The organism is Geodermatophilus sp. SYSU D01106 (genome assembly GCF_054049995.1).
In genome coordinates, this window is the sequence record NZ_JBJGYM010000002.1 from 193,149 (window position 1) to 211,264 (window position 18,116).

General features: G+C 77.0%; 22 protein-coding genes. 8 read left to right on the forward strand and 14 right to left on the reverse strand.

Annotated elements, in window-relative coordinates; all coding sequences use genetic code 11:
- Positions 1–36 precede the first annotated feature (36 nt).
- The gene (locus ACI78R_RS03165; RefSeq protein ID WP_457039636.1) at positions 37–414 is read right to left on the reverse strand and encodes a hypothetical protein; all 378 of its coding nucleotides are present in this window, start codon (positions 412–414) and stop codon (positions 37–39) included.
- 129 nt (positions 415–543) lie between these two features.
- Between ACI78R_RS03165 and ACI78R_RS03170 the strand changes: the two genes are divergently transcribed.
- Positions 544–2,046 carry a phytoene desaturase family protein gene (locus ACI78R_RS03170; RefSeq protein ID WP_457039637.1) on the forward strand — a complete coding sequence of 501 codons (1,503 nt, stop codon included), beginning with the start codon at positions 544–546 and terminating at the stop codon, positions 2,044–2,046.
- A gap of 44 nt (positions 2,047–2,090) precedes the next feature.
- Positions 2,091–2,600: a DinB family protein gene (locus ACI78R_RS03175; RefSeq protein WP_457039638.1), complete on the forward strand. Its 510-nt coding sequence runs from the start codon at positions 2,091–2,093 to the stop codon at positions 2,598–2,600.
- Between the two features lie 3 nt (positions 2,601–2,603).
- Here the strand turns inward: ACI78R_RS03175 and ACI78R_RS03180 are convergent, their stop codons facing one another.
- From ACI78R_RS03180 to ACI78R_RS03200, 5 genes are all read right to left on the reverse strand, one after another.
- Positions 2,604–3,221: a DUF4232 domain-containing protein gene (locus tag ACI78R_RS03180; RefSeq protein WP_457039639.1), complete on the reverse strand. Its 618-nt coding sequence runs from the start codon at positions 3,219–3,221 to the stop codon at positions 2,604–2,606.
- Position 3,222: 1 nt separating this feature from the next.
- Positions 3,223–4,677, reverse strand: a complete 1,455-nt coding sequence (locus ACI78R_RS03185) for a hypothetical protein (RefSeq protein ID WP_457039640.1) — start codon at positions 4,675–4,677, stop codon at positions 3,223–3,225.
- Between the two features lie 7 nt (positions 4,678–4,684).
- Complete coding sequence (locus ACI78R_RS03190; RefSeq protein ID WP_457039641.1) at positions 4,685–6,202, reverse strand: leucyl aminopeptidase family protein; 1,518 nt, start codon at positions 6,200–6,202, stop codon at positions 4,685–4,687.
- Between the two features lie 54 nt (positions 6,203–6,256).
- Positions 6,257–6,424, reverse strand: a complete 168-nt coding sequence (locus ACI78R_RS03195; RefSeq protein ID WP_012947303.1) for a DUF3117 domain-containing protein — start codon at positions 6,422–6,424, stop codon at positions 6,257–6,259.
- A 117-nt stretch (positions 6,425–6,541) separates the two neighbouring features.
- On the reverse strand, positions 6,542–7,096 hold the full coding sequence (locus ACI78R_RS03200) for a DNA-3-methyladenine glycosylase I (protein ID WP_336033881.1): 555 nt from the start codon (positions 7,094–7,096) through the stop codon (positions 6,542–6,544).
- 159 nt (positions 7,097–7,255) lie between these two features.
- On the opposite strand from ACI78R_RS03200, the gene ACI78R_RS03205 reads away from it, so the two are divergent.
- Entirely contained in the window at positions 7,256–8,584 is a 1,329-nt protein-coding gene (locus ACI78R_RS03205) for a DUF222 domain-containing protein (RefSeq protein ID WP_457039642.1), read from the forward strand.
- Between the two features lie 95 nt (positions 8,585–8,679).
- Here the strand turns inward: ACI78R_RS03205 and ACI78R_RS03210 are convergent, their stop codons facing one another.
- Positions 8,680–9,570 carry a DMT family transporter gene (locus ACI78R_RS03210; protein WP_457039643.1) on the reverse strand — a complete coding sequence of 297 codons (891 nt, stop codon included), beginning with the start codon at positions 9,568–9,570 and terminating at the stop codon, positions 8,680–8,682.
- A 72-nt stretch (positions 9,571–9,642) separates the two neighbouring features.
- Here ACI78R_RS03210 and ACI78R_RS03215 point away from each other — a divergent pair, with 72 nt between their 5' ends.
- Positions 9,643–9,984, forward strand: coding sequence for a TfoX/Sxy family protein (locus ACI78R_RS03215; RefSeq protein WP_457039644.1), 342 nt, complete (start codon positions 9,643–9,645; stop codon positions 9,982–9,984).
- Here ACI78R_RS03215 and ACI78R_RS03220 read toward each other — a convergent pair.
- Together ACI78R_RS03220 and ACI78R_RS03225 are read right to left on the reverse strand one after the other, a co-directional pair.
- Complete coding sequence (locus ACI78R_RS03220; protein ID WP_457039645.1) at positions 9,968–10,816, reverse strand: ABC transporter permease; 849 nt, start codon at positions 10,814–10,816, stop codon at positions 9,968–9,970. The genes ACI78R_RS03215 and ACI78R_RS03220 overlap by 17 nt on opposite strands.
- Positions 10,813–11,781, reverse strand: a complete 969-nt coding sequence (locus tag ACI78R_RS03225) for an ATP-binding cassette domain-containing protein (protein WP_457039646.1) — start codon at positions 11,779–11,781, stop codon at positions 10,813–10,815. Before ACI78R_RS03225 ends, ACI78R_RS03220 begins: the two co-directional genes overlap by 4 nt.
- Positions 11,782–11,877: 96 nt before the next feature.
- On the opposite strand from ACI78R_RS03225, the gene ACI78R_RS03230 reads away from it, so the two are divergent.
- Entirely contained in the window at positions 11,878–12,513 is a 636-nt protein-coding gene (locus tag ACI78R_RS03230) for a TetR/AcrR family transcriptional regulator C-terminal domain-containing protein (RefSeq protein WP_457039647.1), read from the forward strand.
- A gap of 25 nt (positions 12,514–12,538) precedes the next feature.
- Positions 12,539–13,171 carry a LysE family translocator gene (locus tag ACI78R_RS03235; RefSeq protein ID WP_457039648.1) on the forward strand — a complete coding sequence of 211 codons (633 nt, stop codon included), beginning with the start codon at positions 12,539–12,541 and terminating at the stop codon, positions 13,169–13,171.
- Here ACI78R_RS03235 and ACI78R_RS03240 read toward each other — a convergent pair.
- Positions 13,157–13,972, reverse strand: a complete 816-nt coding sequence (locus ACI78R_RS03240) for a MerR family transcriptional regulator (RefSeq protein ID WP_457039649.1) — start codon at positions 13,970–13,972, stop codon at positions 13,157–13,159. The two genes, ACI78R_RS03235 and ACI78R_RS03240, sit on opposite strands and share 15 nt — an antisense overlap.
- A 108-nt stretch (positions 13,973–14,080) precedes the next feature.
- On the opposite strand from ACI78R_RS03240, the gene ACI78R_RS03245 reads away from it, so the two are divergent.
- Both ACI78R_RS03245 and ACI78R_RS03250 read left to right on the forward strand, forming a co-directional pair.
- Positions 14,081–14,542, forward strand: a complete 462-nt coding sequence (locus ACI78R_RS03245; RefSeq protein WP_073418768.1) for a DUF2243 domain-containing protein — start codon at positions 14,081–14,083, stop codon at positions 14,540–14,542.
- Positions 14,539–15,261 (forward strand): cytochrome c oxidase assembly protein, encoded by a 723-nt coding sequence (locus ACI78R_RS03250; RefSeq protein ID WP_457039650.1) that lies wholly within the window; start codon positions 14,539–14,541, stop codon positions 15,259–15,261. Before ACI78R_RS03245 ends, ACI78R_RS03250 begins: the two co-directional genes overlap by 4 nt.
- On the opposite strand, the gene ACI78R_RS03255 is transcribed toward ACI78R_RS03250, so the two are convergent.
- The 4 genes from ACI78R_RS03255 to dapE are packed head-to-tail and all read right to left on the reverse strand — an operon-like array spanning position 15,249 to position 18,094.
- A complete protein-coding gene (locus ACI78R_RS03255) occupies positions 15,249–15,713 on the reverse strand; it encodes an SRPBCC family protein (RefSeq protein WP_073418766.1) in 465 nt (154 codons plus the stop codon). The two genes, ACI78R_RS03250 and ACI78R_RS03255, sit on opposite strands and share 13 nt — an antisense overlap.
- A complete protein-coding gene (locus tag ACI78R_RS03260; RefSeq protein ID WP_139252810.1) occupies positions 15,706–16,140 on the reverse strand; it encodes a DivIVA domain-containing protein in 435 nt (144 codons plus the stop codon). Before ACI78R_RS03260 ends, ACI78R_RS03255 begins: the two co-directional genes overlap by 8 nt.
- 8 nt (positions 16,141–16,148) lie before the next feature.
- A complete protein-coding gene (locus ACI78R_RS03265) occupies positions 16,149–16,991 on the reverse strand; it encodes an LOG family protein (RefSeq protein ID WP_073418765.1) in 843 nt (280 codons plus the stop codon).
- A complete protein-coding gene (gene dapE, locus ACI78R_RS03270; RefSeq protein WP_457039651.1) occupies positions 16,988–18,094 on the reverse strand; it encodes a succinyl-diaminopimelate desuccinylase in 1,107 nt (368 codons plus the stop codon). Before dapE ends, ACI78R_RS03265 begins: the two co-directional genes overlap by 4 nt.
- Between the last annotated feature and the right edge of the window lie 22 nt (positions 18,095–18,116).

The window sequence follows — 18,116 nt, forward strand, 5'->3', positions numbered from 1 at the left end:
TCAGCAGGTAGGCGACGAAGACGATCCGCACGTGCCTCACGAGCCCTCCACCAGGCAGTCGTAGCGGCCGTCACCGGCGGGCCGGCAGCCGGCCGCGGCCACCTCCCAGCCGCCGGGCGTGCGGGTGAGGAAGAGCGTGTCGTCGGCGAGTCGCACCTGCGCCTCGGAGTCCCACACCTGCGCCGACTCGACCTCGCCCGTGCCCAGCGGCAGGTCCTCCAGCGCGACGGGACAGCCGGCCGGCTCCTCGTGCTGCACCGCCTGCACCGCCGCGTCGGTGAGCAGCGCGCACCGGGCGTCGGCGTCCCCGGCCGCGAAGTCCCGGGCGGCCTGCTCGACGTCGGGCAGGTGCACGTCCGAGCACCCGCTCACCAGCAGGACGCCCGCGGTGAGCCAGGCGGACGTCGTGCGCACGGGACCGTCCCTCCGGTCGCGTTCCTGCGTCGTCTCCGCAGGTGGCCGCCATGATCGTCGGCACGCGGGTGCGCCGCCACCGCGGTGATCACCCGTTCGGGAACGACGTCCCCGCACTACGGTGGCGGTGTGGCGCGCGTCGTGGTCGTCGGCGCCGGGCTCGGCGGGCTGGCGGCGGCCGCCCGGCTCGGCGCGCTCGGGCACCGCGTGACCGTCCTGGAGCAGGCCGACGGCGTCGGCGGGAAGCTCGGCTGGTTCGAGCGCGACGGCCACGCCTTCGACACCGGCCCCAGCCTGGTGACGCTGCCCCAGGTGCTGCGCGACCTCTTCGACGCCACCGGCGGCCCGCTGGAGGACGCCGTCGACCTGGTGCGCCTCGACCCCGCGGTGGCCTACCGGTTCGCCGACGGCACGCGGCTGGCCGTCCCCGGGCACCTCGACGACGTCCCCGGCGCGCTGGACGGGGCGCTGGGCGACGGCGCGGGCGGCCAGTGGCGGGCGCTGCTGGACCGCGCCGAGGCCATGTGGGCGATCACCGAGCAGCCCTTCCTGCGCTCGCCGCTGCGCGGGGCCGCCACCCTCGCCCGGCTGGCCCGCGACCCGTCCGACGTCGGCACCGTCGCGCCCTGGCAGACGCTGCGCGGCCTGGGCGCCCGCCACCTGCGTGACCCGCGACTGCGGGTGCTGCTCGACCGGTACGCCACCTACTCCGGCTCCGACCCGCGCCGGGCGCCGGCGGTGCTGGCCACCGTGCCGTGGGTCGAGCAGGCGTTCGGCTCCTGGTACGTGCGCGGCGGCCTGCACCGCCTCGCGGAGGCGGTGGCCGACCGGGCGCGCGAGCGCGGGGCGGACGTCCGCACCGGTACGCCCGTGCGCCGGGTGCTCAGCGACGGCGGCCGGGTGTCCGGGGTGGAGCTGGCCGAGGGCGGGGAGATCACCGCCGACGTCGTGGTCTCCGGCGCCGACGCCACCGCGCTCTACGCCGGGCTGCTGCCGCCCAACCGGCGCACCCGCGCGGTGCGCCGCGGGCTGACCCGCGCGACGCCGTCGCTGTCGGGCTTCGTACTGCTGCTCGCCCTGCGCGGGCGCACGCCCGGGCTGGCACACCACACCGTCGCCTTCCCCGCCGACTACGACGCCGAGTTCGACGCGGTCTTCGGCACCGGCCGGCACCGCGGCGTCCCCTGCCCGGTGCCCGACCCGACGGTCTACGTCAGCGCCCCCGACGACCCGGCGACCCGGCCCGACGACGACAGCGAATCCTGGTTCGTCCTCGTCAACGCGCCGCGGCACGATCCCGACGCCGGGGTCGACTGGGACGCGCCGGGCCTGGCCGACCGCTACGCCGGGCGGGTGCTCGAGGTGATGGCGGCGCGCGGCCTCGACGTGCGCGACCGGGTGCGCTGGTGCGTGGCCCGCACGCCGGCCGACCTCGCGCGGGAGACCGGCGCCGTCGGGGGCTCGATCTACGGCACGTCGAGCAACGGCGCCCGCGCGGCCTTCCTGCGGCCGGGCAACGCCGCGCCCGTCCGCGGGCTGTACCTCGTCGGCGGCTCCTCGCACCCGGGCGGCGGGCTGCCGCTGGTCACCCTGTCGGCCGAGATCGTCGCCGGGCTGGTCGGTCCCGCCTGAGCTCGCTGCGCACGCTGTCGGCGGCCGGTGCGAGGCTGCCCGGCGTGCGCACCGACCCGCCGGAGACCGGCGACGAGACGACCCTGCTGTCCGCCTACCTCGCCTACCAGCGCGAGACGGTGCTGCAGAAGACCGAGGGACTGAGCCGCGAGCAGATGGGGCGCACCCACCCGCCGTCGTCGCTCACCCTGGCCGGGCTGCTGTACCACCTGGCGCTGGTCGAGGAGAGCTGGGCGGTGGAGCGGTTCTCCGGCGGGCCCGAGCTCCCGCCGTGGGACGGGGTCGACTGGGACGCCACCCCCGACTGGGAGTTCGACGCCGCCCTCGACCTGGAGCCCGACGCGCTGCGCGAGCGCTACCGGGAGGCCTGCCGGCGCACCGACGCCGTGGTGGCGGCCGCGGGCTCCCTCGACGCGTTGTCGGCGGTCCCGCTCCGCAACGGGAACCGCTTCAGCCTGCGCTGGATGCTGCTGCACCTGGTCGAGGAGACGGCGCGGCACGCCGGGCACGCCGACCTGCTGCGGGAGGCGGTCGACGGCGCCACCGGCGAGTGAGCCTCAGCGCGCGAGCTCGGTCGCCCAGGCGGCGACCTCGATCCGCCCGGTGGTGCCGGCGTCGACCCACATCGGGAGCACCTGACCCGGGTCGCCGGGCACCGGGACGACGCGCAGCGCCCGGCCCTCGGTGAGCCCGCCGGCGGTCACCGTCGCCGACCACGACACCCCGGTCACCGCGCTCTCCCCCGGCTGCAGCACCAGCGGTGCGGGGCCGGGGTCGATCACCATGTAGCTCGACTCGTGCGCCGTCTCGAACTCCATCGGCCGGCCGCCGGCGTCGAGCACCTCGACCGCCGGGTAGCCGGTGACCTCACGCGCGGCGTCCCCGCAGTTGGTCACCGTGACGACGACGGCGCGGTGGCCGAGGCCGGCGTCGACCGGGCCGGCGGTGACCAGCAGACCGAGCGGCGAGCAGGTCGGTGTCACCGGCTGCGGCACCGCCGGCGCGTCCTCCGGCTCCGTCACCGGCGGGGTCGCCGGCGACGGGGACGGCGGGACCCCGAGGCCCGCGGTGTCGGCCGGCCCGCCGGGCGTCCGGAGGGCCAGCGCGACCGCCGTCACCGCGACGACGGCCAGTGCCACCAGCAGCGGGACCAGCCAGGAGGAGCGGGCGCGCACCTCAGCCCCGGGCGGCGCCGAGGCCCAGCACCGCGGCCAGCCCCAGCGCGCTGCGCGGCGCGTAGGCGGTCCGCCACAGCCCGCCGTGGACGGCGGCGTGCGCCTCGTCCTGCCAGGGGTGCTCGTGCCGGGGACCGCCGCCGGTGTGCAGGTCGTGCACCAGCAGCGCGGCCATGAGCACGTTCGACGTCGCCGGCTCGAACACCTCGACGCCGAACCGGTGGGCGCCGGCGTACGCGGCGGCCAGCGCCCGGTTCTTCACCACCGAGCGGGTGCGGGTGGGCGGCGCGACGTTCATCGACACCGTCGTCCCGGCCGCCCGCGCCACCGTGGCCCGCCACCGCTGCAGCCGCTTGGCCAGCGCGTAGTTGGGGCCCTGCTGGGCGACCAGGCTGTCGTTGACGCCCGGGTCGGCGCCGGGCACGTAGGCGCGCTGCAGCAGCCGGCCCGCCGACAGGGTGCGCAGCGGGCGGCCGACCAGCTTGCCCACCCGCGAGCGGCCCGCGTACGCGCGCACCGACTGGGCGACGGCGTCCCCGGGGACGGCGAACACGTCGGTGGGCGTGGCGAGGAAGGCGAGCGCCGTCTCCGGCCGGGCCGCCTGCAGCCGCAGGGTGAGCGCGTCGACGGCGGCGGAGACCCGGACGTTCGTGGCGCCGTCGGCGTAGACGTAGTTGCCGAGCACGAGCTCCCCCGGCAGCCCGGCCAGCCAGTCGGCGACGGCGGGCACCTCGCGCACCAGGTCGGCGCCGGCGCCGCCGGGCAGGTCGCCGTCGGCGGGGACCAGCAGCGTGCCCGCCCCGCGGCGGGCGGTGTCGAGGACGCGGCGCCACAGGTCCGGCCGCGGCAGGTCGACCCCGGCCACGGTGGCCCCCCAGCGCAGCAGCGCGGTCAGCGGGCCCATCTCCGCGCCGGCGCCGAGCACGACGACGGTGCGGCCGGGCAGCGCCAGCCACTCGGGGTGCGCGGCCACGGTGCGCACGGCCTCGGCCGCCGACGGCTCGAGGACGCCGCCCTCGACCCAGGTGTCCAGCCGCCGGGACAGCTCGGCGCCGCGCAGCCGCGACCCGTGGAACGGCAGGCTGAACTCGCGCTCGGCCTCGCCCTCGCCGGTGACCTCCCGGGTGCCCGGGATGCGCGGAGCCGGCGCGTCGAGCAGGGCCGACAGCGGTCGCTCGCCGTCGTCGCCGGCGACGTGCAGCCGGGCGTGCACGGCGTCGAGCCCGGCGCCGGCGACGGCGCGCGCCGCGTCCGGGGAGGCCAGGCCCGCCTCGACCAGCCGCCGGAAGTGGGTGAGGTACCCGGCGCGCCAGTTGGTCTCCTGCTCGGCGGCGCGGGCGCCCACCGGGTCGACCGGCCGCAGCGCGTCGGCGACCACCGCGCGGCCCACCGCCGCGGTGCTGCGCCGCCCGTCGGGGCCGGCGGGGAAGACGACGCCGGTGTCGTCGGTGCTCATGGGCTCCTCAGTCCGTGGTGACGGGCGGCGGGTCGACCGGCGCCCCGGCCTCCAGCCAGCGCAGCAGGGTGCGGGCGCCGAAGCCGGTGCCGCCCTTGACCACCTCGGCGTCGTCGGAGCCGGCTCGGGCCGGTCCGGCGACGTCGAGGTGCGCCCAGGGCAGGTCGCCGGCGAAGGGCCGCAGGAACAGCGCCGCGGTGGTGCCGCCGGGGTTGCCGGGGGCGTTGGTGGCGTCGGCGACGTCGCTGGCCAGCTGCGGCGCGTACTCCTCGTCCAGCGGCATCCGCCAGACCCGCTCGCCGGCGTGCAGCGCGGCCGTGGACAGCGCGTCGGCCAGGCCGTCGGTGGTGGCGTAGAGGCCGGCGGTGCGCGCGCCGAGCGCGACCTTCATGGCGCCGGTGAGCGTGGCGACGTCGACCAGCGCGGTGGCGCCGAGGTGCAGGCGGGCGTGCGCGAGGCCGTCGGCGAGGACGAGGCGGCCCTCGGCGTCGGTGTTCTGCACCTCGGTGGTGCGCCCGCCGACGTGCCGGATGACGTCGGCCGGCCGGTAGGACGACCCCGACACCGCGTTCTCGGCGGCCGGGACGACGGCGGTGACCCGCACCGGCAGCTCCAGGCGGGCGGCGGCGTCGACCGCGGCCAGCACCGCCGCTCCCCCGGCCATGTCGGTCTTCATGTCGCGCATGCCGGGGCCGTGCTTGATCTGGATGCCGCCGGTGTCGTAGGTGATGCCCTTGCCGACGAGCACGGGGTGCGGGGCCCCGGCGCCCGGCGGGTCGTAGGCGACGACGACGAGCCGCGGCGGGGACGCCGAGCCGCCGCCGACGGCGAGGACCCCGCTGAAGCCGCCCGCGGCGAGCTCCCCGGGGCCGAGCACGGTCACGGTGACGTGCGGCAGGCCGCCGAGCCGGTCGACCGCCTGCTGCGCGAGCCAGGCCGGGTCACCGGTGTCGGGCGGGGTGTTGACCAGGTCGCGGGCCCAGGCGACGGCGCGGGCGGTGACCTCGCCGGCGCGGGCCGCGGCGGCCACGGCCGGGTCGGCGGCGTCGGTGGCGACGACGGCCACGGTCGCCAGCCGCGGCGGGTGCGGGCGGGAGGACTCGCGGAACCGGTACCCGGCCAGCAGCGCGGCCTCGACGGCGGCGCGCACCTCGTCGGCGCCGGCGGGGGCGAGCGCGGTGTCCAGCGGCAGCACGAGGCGGCCGGCGCCGTGCTCGGCGAGGGTCTGCGCGCGGCGCACCGCGGTGGCGACGAACGAACGCAGGTGCGGCAGCGTCCCGTCGCCGGTGCCGACGGCGACGACGCTGCGCGGGCGGCGGCCAGGGACGGGCAGGTTGGTGATGCCGCCGGCCTTCCCGGTGTTGCCGGTGTCGGCGAGCGCGCCGGCGAGCAGCTCGGCCGGGACCGGCGGCGGCGTGCCGGGCGCCGGCGAGGTGAGCCACGGGGGCAGCGCGCCGCCGGCGCCGACCGGGACGGCGAGGACGTCGTCCTCACCGAGGTCCGGCAGCGCCGCGAGCAGCTCCACCCGGGGCCGCGTCGTCCTGCGCGGGGCTGCCCGAGGGCAGGCTCGCGGAGACGTTCAGCTGGTCGCGCCCTTCAGGGCCTCGGAGAGCGCCGCGGCCTCGTCGGGCGACAGCTCGACGACCAGGCGTCCGCCGCCCTCGAGCGGCACCCGCATGACCAGGCCGCGCCCCTCCTTGGTGACCTCCAGGGGACCTTCACCCGTGCGCGGCTTCATGGCCGCCATGCGTGCCTCCTTCGCCGGCCACCCGCGGCCCCTCTGCGACGGCGGTGTGGCTGTTCCTCGGTGCGTAGCTCTGTCCCATGATCCCGTATCCCCGCCGCGGTTCCAACACGAGCCCCGTCAGGGGGTCGCCCGGAAGCAGGTCGCGACGTGGTCGTCGACCATGCCGGTGGCCTGCATGAGGGCGTACGCGGTCGTGGGCCCGACGAAGGCGAAGCCCCGGCGCTTGAGCTCCTTGGCCATCGCGACGGACTCCGGGCTGGTGGCCGGCACGTCGGCGAGGGTGGCCGGGCGGGCCCGCGGGCCGGGAGGCGCGAACGACCACAGGAGGTCGGACAGGCCGCCGTCGACCTGCTGGGCGGCGCGGGCGTTGCGGATGGCGGCGGTGACCTTGGCGCGGTTGCGGACGATGCCGGCGTCGGCCATCAGCCGCGCCTCGTCCTCCTCGGTGAAGGCGGCCACCGCGTCGATGGAGAAGCCGGCGAAGGCGGCCCGGAAGGCCGGGCGCTTGCGCAGGATGGTGAGCCACGACAGCCCGGACTGGAACGCCTCGAGGCTGAGCCGCTCGAACAGGGCGTCGTCGCCCCGCAGCGGGGTCCCCCACTCCTCGTCGTGGTAGCGCGCGTACTCGGGGGCGCTGTCCCCCCAGGCGCAGCGGACGCGGTCGGGTTCCACGGCGGGGACGCTAGCGGCGGGCAGGGACACGTCGGTCGTCATGGCTCCCGTTGTCCGCTCCGCGTGGTCGGTCCGCAAGCCCCTCCCGAGATCTGTGGACAGGCTCCTGACCTGCGAATACGGGTCGCCGCACCGCGCTCGCGGCGGTAGACTCCGTACATGTGTTCGAGCGGGTTCGGCAGCGGGGACGTCCTGGATGACGTCGCCGCGCTGGTCGCCGAGCGCAACCGGATCGACGCCCACCTCGCCCGCGCGGTGCGGGCCGCGGAGCTGTCCTCCGCTCCCGAACGCGACGGGCTGACGTCCATGGCGTCGTGGCTGCGCGGGCACTGCCGGCTGTCCGGGCGGGAGGCGTCCCGGCTGGTCGGCAACGGCCGCGCGCTGGAGCACCTGCCGGTGCTCGCCGAGGCGCACGACGCCGGGCTGGTGTCCGCGGGGCAGGTGGCCGTGGCCGTGGAGGTGACCACCCCGGCCCGGCTGGCCGCCGCCGCCGCGCAGGGCGTGGACCTGGGCGAGATCGACGCGGTGCTCACCGGCGTGGCGATCGAGCAGGACCACGACGCCCTCGTGGTGGTCGTCACGCGCTACTGCAACGCCCTGGACCCCGACGGGCCGGAGCCGGACCCGACCGAGGGGCGGCGCATGTCGGTGGTCCGGCACGCCGACGGCACCGTCTCCTTCCACCTGCACCTCGACCCGGTCGGTGCCGAGCGGTTCAGCACGGCGGTGGAGGCGCACGTGCAGGCCGACCGGCCCGCCGGCGACGACCGCACCCGCGCCCAGCGGCTCGCCGACGGCGCCGTGCAGCTCGCCGACACCGCCCTGGCCACCGGCGCCACGCCGCGGCTGCGCGGGGTGAAGCCGCAGGTCGTGGTGAAGATCGACGCCGAGGACCTGCACGACCCGGCCTGCCCGCGGGAGCACGTCACCGTCGACGCCGAGGTCAGCACCGACACCCGCGCTGATGCCGACGCCCAGGCCGACGCTGCGACCGGGATCGACCCGATCTCCGAGCCGCATACCGACACCGACGTCGGGCCGAGCAGGACGACCTCGCTGCCGCGGTGGCGGGGCATCGCGACCCTCGGGTCCGGCGCCGTCGTCCCCGCGGCCACCGCCCGCTGGCTGGCCTGCGACGGCGCGATCACCCGCGTGGTGCTCGGCCCCGACGGCGTCCCGCTCGACCTGGGCCGGGAGCAGCGACTGGCCACCCGCGGCATCCGGCGGGCCGCCGAGGTCCGCGACGGTGGCTGCGTGTTCACCGGCTGCGGCGCCCCCACCTGGTGGTGCGACGTCCACCACCTCGTGCACTGGCTCGACGGCGGCCCCACCTCGCTCGCCAACTCGGCGCTGCTGTGCGAACGCCACCACACCAAGGTCCACCACGGCTTCCGCGTGCAACGACAACCGGACGGCCGATGGCACACCTGGCGCCCCGACGGCACCGAGATCACCACACCGGCACCCCTCAGGGCCGGGGCGGTCTGAGCACGCGACCGGCGGCTCCCGTCATGCGCGGGACCAGCGCTGCCCTCGGCACGCTCGGACCGGTCAGCGGCGCAGCCCGTGCCGCCGAGCGGGGCTCAGGGGACGGGCGACTCCACCGCGGCCGGCGCGGGGGCGTTGCGCCGGGTGGCGAGCGCGCAACCCGCCAGCACGAGCGGCAGGCCGACGGCCAGGCCGAGGGTGAAGGGCTCGTCGAGCAGCAGCACACCGGCCAGGACGGCGACCGCCGGGTTGACGAAGGTGATCACCAGCGCGCGCTGCGGGCCGACCTCGCGGATGAGGGCGAAGAACAGCACCAGCGCGAGCGCCGTGCAGACCACACCGAGGACGACCAGCGAGCCCAGCGCGGGCACCGACGCCGACCCCAGCTGCCCGAGCCGCGGCACCGCGAACGGCGCGTAGACCACCGCGGTGAGCACCAGGGCGATCGCGCTGACCGCCACTCCCGGGACGTCGGCCAGCGCCCGGTTGGCGATCAGCGGCGCGGTGCCGTAGCCGACCACCACCGCCACCACCGCGAGCACCGGCAGCAGCGCGATGCCCTCGACGTCGAGCCCGAGCAGCGCCACGATCCCCACGACACCGAGCCCCATCCCTGCCAGCCGCACCGCGGTGAGCCGCTCCTCCCCGCCGACCAGCCGCGCGGCGACGGCCGCGACGAAGGGCACCGAGGCGACCAGCAGCCCGGTCAGCGAGCTCGACAGCGTCACCTCGGCGTAGGACAGCAGCAGCCAGGGCCCCGTCATCTCCAGCACGGTGAACGCCAGCAGCGGCCGCCAGTGCCGCAGCGCGGGGCGCACCTGCCCGCGGGCCAGGACCAGCGGCAGCAGCACGGCGGCCCCGACGACGCACCGGACGAACACCACGACCACCGGCGACGTCTCCTCGACGGCCACCTTGATCAGCAGGTACGGCACGCCCCAGATGACCGACATCGCCAGGAACAGCACCCACCCGCGACGGCTCACCGCGCCATCCTGCCCGGCCCCCGCGACGGTTCCCGTTGCACGTCCCGCCGCGCCGCCGTGGACTGTCCCGTCATGGACCCCGACGCGCGTTTCGCCTCCCTGGTCGAGGCCCTGGCCACCCGGCCCGGCGTCGGCCCGCCCGGCGCGAGCGGCCGGCGCGGCTTCGGCTCGGCCGCCCTGACGGTGCACGGGTCGATCTTCGCGATGGTCGTCGGCGGGGCGCTGGTGCTGAAGCTCCCCGCCCACCGGGTGGAGGGGCTCGTCGCCGCCGGCACCGGGCTGCCGTTCGCCGCGGCCAACGGCACGCCGATGCGCGAGTGGGTGGCCCTCGACCACGGCACGCCCGCCTCCGACCTCGCGCTCGCCGAGGAGGCCATGGCGTTCGTGTCCTCCCGCGCTACTCGGGGCGGCTGAACATCCACGCGGCGACCGCGAGCAGCACCCCGCCGACACCGGCCACCAGGACGACGTCGAGCCACACCGGCACCGGCCAGCTCCCCCAGTGCAGGGCCACGGAGTCGCCGATCGACGGGTCGACGCGGGAGAGCACCACCCGCCGCACCGCGTCGACGCCGTAGGTGATCGGGTTGGCCAGCGCCAGCGCCTGCAGCCACCCGGGCAGCTGGCCCGAGACCGGGAAGAACGCGCCGGAGAGGAACATCAGCGGCGCGAGCAGGAGCTGCACCCGCGGCATGACGGTCTGGATCTGGTCGACCCGGACGGCGATCACCAGACCCAGCGCGGTGATGGCGAAGGCGACGACGAACAGCAGCCCGACCGTGGCGAGCATCATCACCGGGTCGTAGGGGACGCCGACCAGCCCGGCCAGCGCCAGCAGCACCACCGATTGGAGGGTGGCCACCGTCGCCCCGCCCAGCGCCTTGCCGAGCACGATGCTGGTGCGGCCCACGGGCGCCACGAGCATCTCGCGCAGGAAGCCGAGCTCGCGGTCCCAGACGATCGAGATCGCCGAGAAGACGGCGGTGAACATGACCGAGGTGGCCAGCACGCCCGGGAACAGGAACGTCGAGTAGCCGGCGTCGCCGAAGGTGCCCACCGGCAGGGTGGCGCCCAGGCCCTGCCCCAGCACGAACAGGAACAGCAGCGGCTGGGCGAACGAGGACAGGATCCGGCCGCGGTCGGTGCGGAAGCGCAGCAGGTCGCGGTGCCAGACGACCCGCACCGCGCGCAGCTCGTGGCGCAGCCCGCGCCCGCCGAGCCGGACCGGCGCGGTCGTGGCCGTCATCGCCGGCCTCCCGCCGGGCCGGCCACCGGGCTCCGCGCGGGCCCGCCGGCCGCCGCCTGGCGCTCGGACATCCGCGCGCCGGTGTAGGCGAGGAAGACGTCGTCGAGGGTGGGGCGCGAGACGCTGACCGAGCGCACCGTCAGGCCGAGCTCGAACAGCCGCGGGACGAAGCGCTCGCCGTCGGGGGCGAGCACGACCAGCACGCCGTCCTCGCGGGCGGTCTCGACGCCGAGCCGCTCCCGCACGAGGGCCTCGGCCGCGTCGTCGTCGGCGGTGCGCACCCGCACCCGGTCGGCGCCGACGCTCGCCTTGAGCGCCGACGGGGTGTCCAGCGCGCCGATCCGGCCGGAGTCGACGATCGCGATGCGGTCGCAGCGCTCGGCCTCGTCCATGTAGTGCGTGGTGAGGAAGACGGTGATGTCCTCCTCGGCGCGCAGCCGGTCGACGTAGCCCCACAGGCCCGCCCGCGACTCGGGGTCCAGGCCGATCGTCGGCTCGTCGAGGAAGAGCACGCGCGGCGAGTGCAGCAGCCCGCGGGCGATCTCCAGCCGGCGCTTCATGCCGCCGGAGAAGGTGCGGACCAGCGAGCGGCGCCGGTCGGTGAGGCCGACCATCTCCAGGACGGCGTCGATCCGCGGCCCGACCTCGGCCTTCGGCATCCCGTAGATGTCGGCGTGGAACCGCAGGTTCTGCTCGGCGGTGAGGTGCGCGTCGAGCGTCGTCTCCTGGAAGACCAGGCCGATGTGCCGCCGCACCTCCGTGCGGTCGCGGACGACGTCGAAGCCGGCCACCCGTGCGGCGCCCGCCGTGGGCCGCAGCAGCGTGCAGAGGATCTGGATGGTGGTGGACTTGCCCGCCCCGTTCGGGCCGAGGAAGCCGAACAGCTCGCCCGCGCGGACCGACAGGTCGATGCCGCGGACGGCCTCGACGTCGCCGAACGTCTTGACCAGGCCGCTGACCTCCACCGCGGGCGGTCGCCCGGTGCCGGCCTCCCCCGACGGGGTCCCTAACGCCGTTAGAGTCACTCCGGCAGCGTCCTCGAACACCGTTAGAGTGTCAAGGTGCCGATCTCCCGCGACGACGTCGTCCGCGCCGCCGTCGAGGTCCTCGACGAGGAGGGCCTCGCGGGACTGACCCTGCGCGGCGTGGCCGCCCGGCTCGGCGTGAGCGCACCGACCCTCTACTGGCACGTCAAGGACAAGCGGCACCTGCTCGACCTGGTGGCCGACCGCGTGCTGGCCGACGTCCCGGAGAGCACCCGGGCGCCGCACCCCGGCGAGCCGGTGTGGGAGTGGCTGGCCGAGGCGAGCCGAGTGCGACGGGCGCTGCTGCTGGCCCACCGCGACAGCGTCCAGGTGGTCGCCGGCAACCGGCCGACCGAGGACTCGCTGCCCGGCATCGAGCGCACCCTCGGCGTCCTCGTCGGGGCCGGGCTCGAGCCGGGCGAGGCGGTGCGGGTGCTCACCGCGCTCGGCTCGTTCATCCTCGGCGACGCCCTCGAGACCCAGGCCGACCGCGACCGGCCGCTGGAGGAGCAGCCCGGCGGCGACATGACGGGGTTCCCCACGGTCGCCGCCGCCGCCCGGACCGCCGGCGGCGACGACGAGCGGTTCGAGGAGGGGCTGGCGCTGTTCGTCGGCGGGCTGCGCGCCCGGCTCGAGGAACGCGCGCGCGGGACCGCGGTCGCCGGGTCCTGACCGGCGCGCTCGGTACCGTCGGCCCGTGGGGTGGTCGGGCTACGGGACCTTCGTGGTCCTCGCCGTCGTGCTGGTGCTCGTGCCCGGCCCGGACGTCGCCGTCGTCCTGCGCAACACCCTCGGCGGCGGGCGGGTCCGCGGCTCGTGGAGCGCGGTCGGCATCACCGTCTCCAACGTCCTGCAGGGCGCCACGGCCGCGACCGGGCTGGCCGCCCTCGTCGTCCGGGTGGAGCCGCTCTTCGAGGCGATCCGCTGGGCCGGCGTCGCCTACCTGACGTTCCTCGCGCTGCAGGCCTTCCGCTCGGCGGTGCGCGGCCGCTACCCCGACCTCGACGACGGCGGCCCCGCGGCCGGCCGGGCCGCGCTGACCGGCCTGCGCCAGGGGTTCCTCAGCAACGTCACCAACCCGAAGGTGCTCGCCTTCTACCTGGCCGTGCTGCCGCAGTTCCTCGCGCCGGGGACGCCGGTGCCCGTGCTGCTGGCCTACGCGCTCACCCACGCCGCCGTCGGCCTGGTGTGGCTGCTGCTCCTGGTGGCCGGCCTGTCCCGGGCCCGCCGGGTGCTGGCGCGCTGCCCCGTCCGGCGGGCGCTCGACGCGGTCACCGGCTGCGCGCTGCTCGCCTTCGGCGCCCGGCTCGCCGTCTCACGCGGGACCTGACACCGGCCAGGCCACCTCGACGTGCGGCTCGTCGGGGTCGGCGTCGCGCGCGCTCAGGTAGACCTCGGCCGGGCTGCCGGCCCGCTCGAGGCCCCGGGCGTCCACCCACGCGCCGACGGCGTCGTAGGCGCGCAGGATGCCGGGGAACTCCGCCTCCCGCCGCGACAGGCAGGTGACCGCCTCCCGCCCGGCGTGCTGCAGCCGGATCCGCAGGTCCCCGGCCGGCTCGACGGAGCCGGTGAACGGCCGCACCACCTCGACCGGGCCGTCGCCGTCCTCGGTGACCATCCCGTGGTAGACGACGCGCAGCGGCCCGGCCGGCCGCGCGCCGCAGCGTGCGAGGTGCGCGTCGATCTCCTCCCCCGCCCCGGTGATGAACGCGTCGAGCTCGTCGACCGTCAGCCGCCGCTCGGCGGTCAGCACCGTCTGGCCCGGCACCTCGCGCAGGGTCACCTCGCGCACGTCGTCCTCCTCGGTCTCCGCGGTCAGGGCGGTCACCAGGTCCCGGCGCCGCCGCAGGTCCTCCTCCACCCCGTCCCACCAGCGGGCCACCGCCGCCCGGCGGTCGCCCGGCTCGAGGTCGACGACGTCGCGCACCCGCGCCAGCGGCATGCCCGCCCGGCGCAGCGCGGCGATCAGCCGGGCCCGGGCCACCTGCGCGACGGCGTAGCCGCGGTGGCCGGTCCACGGGTCGACGGCGTCGGGCACCAGCAGGCCCTGCTCGGCGTAGAGCCGCAGCGCCTTGGCCGACAGCCGGGTGCGGCGCAGGAACTCCCCCGGCCGCAGCAGGTCTCCGCTCACGCCGTCGAGCCTGCGGCATGCCCCAGGGGCCGGGTCCAGTCCGGCCCGCGGTTTCCGCCCCGGCCCGGCCGGGCAGCGCCGGAGCACCTGCGACGACGGGAGGCCCGCGTGGCCGACGCATCCACCCGACCGCCGGCCCGCCGCCGGCTGCTGGTCTCCGGCCTGCTGCTCGGCGCGGGCGTGGCGGGGGCGGTCGACGAGATCGTCTTCCACCAGCTCCTGCACTGGCACCACTTCTACGACCGGGCCAGCGGCGCGGCGGGCCTGGTCTCCGACGGGCTGCTGCACGCCGGCACCTTCTCGGCCGCCGTCGCCGGCATGGCGCTGATGGCCGACGCCCGCCGTCGCGGCCGGTTCCTGCCCCCGCTGTGGTGGGGCGCGCTGCTCACCGGCGCGGGGGCGTTCCAGACCTGGGACGGCCTGGTGCACCACAAGGTGCTGCGGCTGCACCAGGTCCGCTACGGCGTCGACCTGACCGGCTACGACGTCGCGTGGGTGCTGCCCGGCGTCCTCCTGCTCGTCGCCGGCGTCGCGCTGCTGCTGCGCGCCCGGCGGGTGCCCGCGGCGTGACCGCGGTGGTGCTGGCGCTGCTCGCCGCCGGCGCCTACGTCGGCGCCACGTGGCGCTGCCGCAGCCCGTGGCCGCTGGCCCGCACCGCGTCGTGGCTGGCCGGCGTCGCGGCCGCGGCGGTCGCCGTCGCCGGGCCGATGGGCGCGCACGGCGACCTGCGCGCGCACATGGCCGGGCACCTGCTGCTCGGCATGGCCGCGCCGCTGCTGCTGGTGCTGGCGGCGCCGGTGACCCTGGCCCTGCGCGCGCTGCCGCCGGCCGGGGCGCGCCGGCTCGCCCGCCTGCTGCGCACCGCCCCGCTGCGGTGGCTCGCCGACCCGCTGGTCGCCGTCCCGCTCAACGCCGCCGGGCTGTGGCTGCTCTACGGCACGGGGCTGCACGGCGCGCTCGCCCACTCCCCCGCCCTGTCCGCGGGGGTGTCCGCGCACGTGCTGGTGGCCGGCTACCTGGCGACGGCGTCGGTGCTCGCCGTCGACCCGGCCCCGCACCGGCGCGGCGTCGGCGTGCGGGCGCTGGCGCTGGCCGGCGGCGCCGCCGCGCACGACGTCCTCGCGAAGGTGCTCTACGCGCACCCGCCGGCCGGCACCGTCGGCGCCGAGGAGGGCGCGCGGCTGATGTACGACGGCGGGACGGTGATCACCCTGCTGACCGCCGCCGTGCTCTGGCGGCGCTGGTACACCAGCCGCGAGGCGGTGCGCGCCGCCGCTCAGCCGGCGTAGGTCGCGGCGAAGCGGGCGAAGCGGCGCAGCGAGATCCGGAAACCGAGGACGACGGCCGGCTTCACCAGCGGCCAGCCCAGCCGGCCGACGATCCCGAACGGCAGGTGCAGCCGCTCGGTCCACACCAGGTCGGTGCCGGCCGCGGTGGGCGTCAGCTCGAAGATCCCGGGGCCGCGCACGATCCGGCCGGTGTGCTGCACGACCACCCGGCGCGGCGGCTCCCACTCGGTGACCACCATCGTGTCGAGGACGCCGAGGTGCCGGCCGCGCCGCCACGGCAGCGGGACGCCGGTGCGGGCCGCCAGCCGCACGCCCACGCCCTCCTCGGCGGGGGTGACCACCTCGACGTCGGTGGCCGGCATCCACCGGCCCTGCGACCGCCAGTCGGTGAGCGCCGCCCACACCCGCTCCTGCGGGGCCTCCACCGACACCGGCAGCACCAGCTCAGGCACCGTCGCGCGCTCCCTCGTCCACGGATCCCTCTTCGGCCGCCGCGGCCCCCGCGGATGCGGTCACCGCGGATGCCCCCGCGGTCCCGGCCGGCAGGGTCAGCCCCGGGTCGGTGTCGGCGTCGGCCGCCCGGGCGGGCCGCTCGGCGCGCAGCGCGGCGATCTGCTCGTCGCGCTCCTCGATCACCTGGGCCAGCTGCTCGAGCAGCCAGTCCACCTCGGTCATCCGGTAGCCGCGCACGGCCACCGACACCTGCAACCCGCGCACGTCCTCCCCCGTCACCGGCCGGTCGTCGGGCAGCTCGACGGGCGAGCGGTCCAGGTCGGCCGGCGGCTGGGTCTCGCCCCGCCCGAGCAGCAGCGAGCCGCCGAGGAACAGCAGCGCCCCGACGACGGCGACCGCGGCGAGCCCGACGAGGAAGGACAGCACCGGCGCCCTCAGCCCTCGACCGGCTCGACCGGACCGGGCAGCGGCGCGCGCATCCCCCCGCCGCCCTCGCCGTTCTGCCGCGCGGTCTCGGCCTCGCGGATCGTCGCCAGGACGACGTCGACGTCGTCGGTGACGGTGAACAGGTCGAGGTCGCCGGCGCTGATCGTGCCCGACTCCAGCAGGGTGCCGCGGATCCAGTCGACCAGCCCGGCCCAGTACTCGGTGCCGAACAGGATCACCGGGAACCGGGTGACCTTGCGGGTCTGCACCAGCGTGAGCGCCTCGAACAGCTCGTCGAGGGTGCCGAAGCCGCCGGGCAGGATGACGAAGGCCTGCGCGTACTTCACGAACATCGTCTTGCGGACGAAGAAGTAGCGGAAGCTGATGCCGAGGTCGACCCACTCGTTGAGCTCCTGCTCGAACGGCAGCTCGATGCCCAGCCCCACCGACAGCCCGCCGGCCTCCGACGCGCCGCGGTTGGCCGCCTCCATCGCGCCCGGCCCGCCGCCGGTGATGACCGCGTAGCCGGCCTCCGCCAGCGCCGCGCCGATCTGCACGCCGGCCGCGTAGTGCGGGTGGTCGGGCTTGGTGCGGGCGCTGCCGAAGACGCTGACCGCCTTCGGCAGCTCGGCGAGCAGGCCGAAGCCCTCGACGAACTCGCTCTGGATGCGCAGCACGCGCCACGGGTCGGTGTGCACCCAGTCGGTGGGCCCGCGCCGGTCGAGCAGCCGCTGGTCGGTCGTCGTGCCGGCCCGCTGCGGGTCGGGCTCGCCGCCGCGCAGCACCACCGGGCCGCGGTGCCGCGTCGGGCGGGGCTTCCGGGCGCCCTCGGGCGGGGGGATCGTCGTCATGCGCGTCCTCCGGACAGGTAGGCGGTCAGGGCGTCCTCGGCCGGCTGCAGCCGCTCGACCAGGACGGACTCCTCGCGGGTGTGTGCGAGCTGCGGGTCACCGGGGCCGTAGTTGACCGCCGGGATGCCCAGGGCGGCGAAGCGGGCGACGTCGGTCCAGCCGAGCTTGGCCCGCGCGGGGCGGCCGACGGCGGCCACGAAGGCCTCGGCGGCGGGCTCGGTCAGGCCGGGCAGCGCCCCGCCGGCGTTGTCGACGACGGTCAGCGTGGCGCCGGCGGCGAGCGCGTCGGCGAACACCTCGCGCACGTGCGCCTCGGCGGCGTCCTCGTCGCGGTCGGGGGCGTAGCGGAAGTTGACCGTCACCCGGCACTCGTCGGGGACGACGTTGCCGGCCACCCCGCCCTCGATGCGCACGGCGTTGAGGCCCTCGCGGTAGGTGCAGCCGTCGATGTCGACCTCGCGCGCCTGGTACGCCGCCAGCGTGGCGAGGACGCCCGCCACCCCGTGGATGGCGTTGACGCCGAGCCAGCTGCGCGCGCTGTGCGCCCGCCGTCCCGTCGTCCCGATCACCGCCCGCAGCGTGCCCTGGCAACCGGCCTCGATCTCGCCGTCGGTGGGCTCGAGCAGGACGGCGAGGTCGCCGTAGAGCCAGCCCCGGCGCTCGCGCACCACCCGGCCGAGACCGCTCTTGACCGACTCGACCTCCTCGTTGTCGTAGAAGACGAACGTGAGGTCGTACGCGGGCTCCGCCCCGGGGACGCCGAAGCGGCCGGCCAGCCGCAGCATCACCGCGTCGCCGGACTTCATGTCGCTGGTGCCGCAGCCGTACAGGCGGTCGCCCTCGAGCCGGCTGGGCACGTTGTCGGCGATCGGCACGGTGTCCAGGTGCCCGGCGAGCACCACGCGGCCCTCGCGGCCCAGGTTCGTGCGGGCGAGGACGGTGTCGCCGACCCGCTCGACCTCCAGCCCGCCGAGGCCGCGCAGCGCCGTCTCGACGGCGTCGGCGAGGGCGCGCTCGCCGCCGGACACCGACGGCGTGTCGACCAGCGCCCGGGTGAGCGCCAGGACGTCGGCGGAGAGGTCGAGGTCGGGCGCGCCGGTCACGGTGCCCGAGCCTACGGGCGGG